A 2,365-nucleotide genomic window follows, 5' to 3' on the forward strand; every position below is an offset into this window, starting at 1 on the left:
CGTCGGGTAGGTCGGAGGCATTACTGCCTCTTTCCCCCCTAAGAACCGTACGTGCGAGTTTCCCCGCATACGGCTCAAGTAATTCAATATTCTTGTGAAATATGCTCATTATTTTTACTTCTTTATTTGTTTTACATTTCTATAACAGCCATCATGAACGAGAAGATAAGAGTTCTTTGTGTTTTCTTTTCTTATTGTTCGCCATTCTGTTTCCTTTGTGATAGGATTATCACATAAAGGACAACAGCGTTTTTGCTTTTCCCATATCGAAATTAGTGTTCTACGTCCCTTTAGACTCTCTTTCATTTTAAAACCTGCTCTTTTTTCAAGATAGTTGTTCCATTGAGGGTCAAACGGGTTTACATCACACTTTAATTGAGGATATTTACCAATCTTAGTGTCAAAAAGTTTTACTAACGAGAAGTGTCTAATACCATCTTTAGTATCTTTTCTCACTGTAAAGTTCCACTGTCGATTGTTCATAGCGAGGAAATATTTGTCCTTAATCCACGATTTAGATTTATTACCGTGTCTTCTTAAACACCATTTCCACACCTTTTGGAAAATTAAATGGTCTGTTTTTCTAAACGTTTCAGATGCTGCACTATACTTATAGTAGTTTGCCCATCCATTGAGTATTGGGTTAAGTTTGATGATAAGTTCCTCTTGTGTGCAGGTTTTATTGTCTTTAATAACTTGTTTAACCTTTGCTGTGAGTTTCTTTACACCATCCTTTGTTGGTTTAGTAAGCACTGTGTCACCATATTTGCGAATATTGAAACCTAAAAAATCGAAACCTTCCTTAATATTACTAATCTTAGTCTTTTCTTCTGATAGAGTCAATCCTCTTTCAGCTAAAAACTCAGCTATCATCGGTTTAATTTCGTTCTCTAATACATCTCTATCTGCACTTGTAATGATGAAATCATCTGCGTATCTTACAAGTCTTACTTTTGGACAGTACCAACGATTTGTTTTTGAAACCCATTTGTATTTGTCTTCTAATAATTTTTGTAAGCCATCCAACGTCATATTGGCAAGAGTTGGTGATATGATACCTCCTTGTGGAGTACCTTCATCCGTTGGAAATAGTTCCTTGTTGAATACAAAACCACTCTTTAGCCATTTTTGTAACATCACTTTATCCATTGGGATATTGTTCAGCAACCATTCGTGACTAATGTGGTCGAAACATCCTTTTATATCTCCTTCTAAAATCCACTCCGGAGAATAAGATTTACTAAGGAGAGAGTGACAACGAGCGATGGCATCTGCTGTGCATCTTTCTTTTCTGAAGCCAAATGAGTAATTATCGGCTGTTGTTTCAGATATAGGCTCTAAAGCCATAAGATAAAGAGCTTGCATAGCTCTATCCTTCATTGTCGGAATACCCAAAGGGCGTAGTTTCCCATTACTCTTTTTAATATGAACCCTTTTCAGTGGCTGGGGAGTATATCCTCTTCGTTTAAGAGTTGTAATGGCATTGTACTTGGATTGTGATGTAGACCATAATTGTTTATCTACACCTGAAGTATTTTTGCCTTTGTTTGAAGTAACTCGCTTCACTGCTAATGACTTAGCATAAAACGAGTGAGTAAGTGTCCACTGCAAAGCTTTTACCTTGCCGAACTTACCCTCTTTTTGAGCTTTTACAATACGCGCCTGTAGCTTTTTAATAGCTGCCTCACACTTGTCCCAGTTTATGGAACTCCAATCTGCTTGACTGTTATCAGTCGGTGCACACGTTATTTTAATTACGTTCATTTGCTTTCCTACTTTAAAAAGTTCTAAAAATTTCTTGTAAAAGAATTACCTAATGTGGAAGTCTGCCCATTTTCGTGTAGGGTGATGTTTCAACCCTTATCCACCTCATTACAAGATGGCATTCGCTTTCTCCACAATCCTATACCTGCACCCCTATGGGTTTACCTTACGGCTCACTTTCCCAAAATAGGGAAGGATACAGGCTTATCACGTTCTATGTAAGTGCCAAGAGTGGGTTAGGTTCTATCTGTTCGCCGACAGCTATATTGTTCGTGTAACTCCAAAATCCAGAGAGTTATCCAGCTGCATTACCTTTTGGTTCAAGCCTATTAGCATTAGTTGGCTTGTTCGATTTAACGACGTTTAAATGATAGTTCACTTTTGTTAACCATACCACTCAGCCAAGCTCCCCGACCGCATAATGCTTACAGTCATTGAAATCCCCTCACGGTTCTTTCTGCTTCTTTCGAAAGGGTTACCTTGTCTGGATAGCTTCGCACTATGCAATCACTCGCATAGCACGTATCCGTAGGCTACTATTGACGAAACAATAGGTCTAATCTAACGTTAGACAGCCACTTACACAACCTCGTGTCGCACG

Annotated in this window: 1 protein-coding gene; it reads right to left on the reverse strand. The window is 38.4% G+C overall.

Annotated features, from left to right (window positions below; genetic code table 11):
- Positions 1-114: 114 nt before the first annotated feature.
- On the reverse strand, positions 115-1,764 hold the full coding sequence (gene ltrA / locus CF599_RS19195) for a group II intron reverse transcriptase/maturase (protein ID WP_121967524.1): 1,650 nt from the start codon (positions 1,762-1,764) through the stop codon (positions 115-117).
- Positions 1,765-2,365: the final 601 nt, after the last annotated feature.

The sequence above is a fragment of the Myroides sp. N17-2 genome, from assembly GCF_002286775.1.
In the GTDB taxonomy this organism is placed as follows: Bacteria; Bacteroidota; Bacteroidia; order Flavobacteriales; family Flavobacteriaceae; genus Flavobacterium.

Bases quoted from the DNA above. Each gene is read 5' to 3' on its own strand.
- ltrA (WP_121967524.1), bottom strand. From the start codon at position 1,764: ATGAACGTAATTAAAATAACGTGTGCACCGACTGATAACAGTCAAGCA.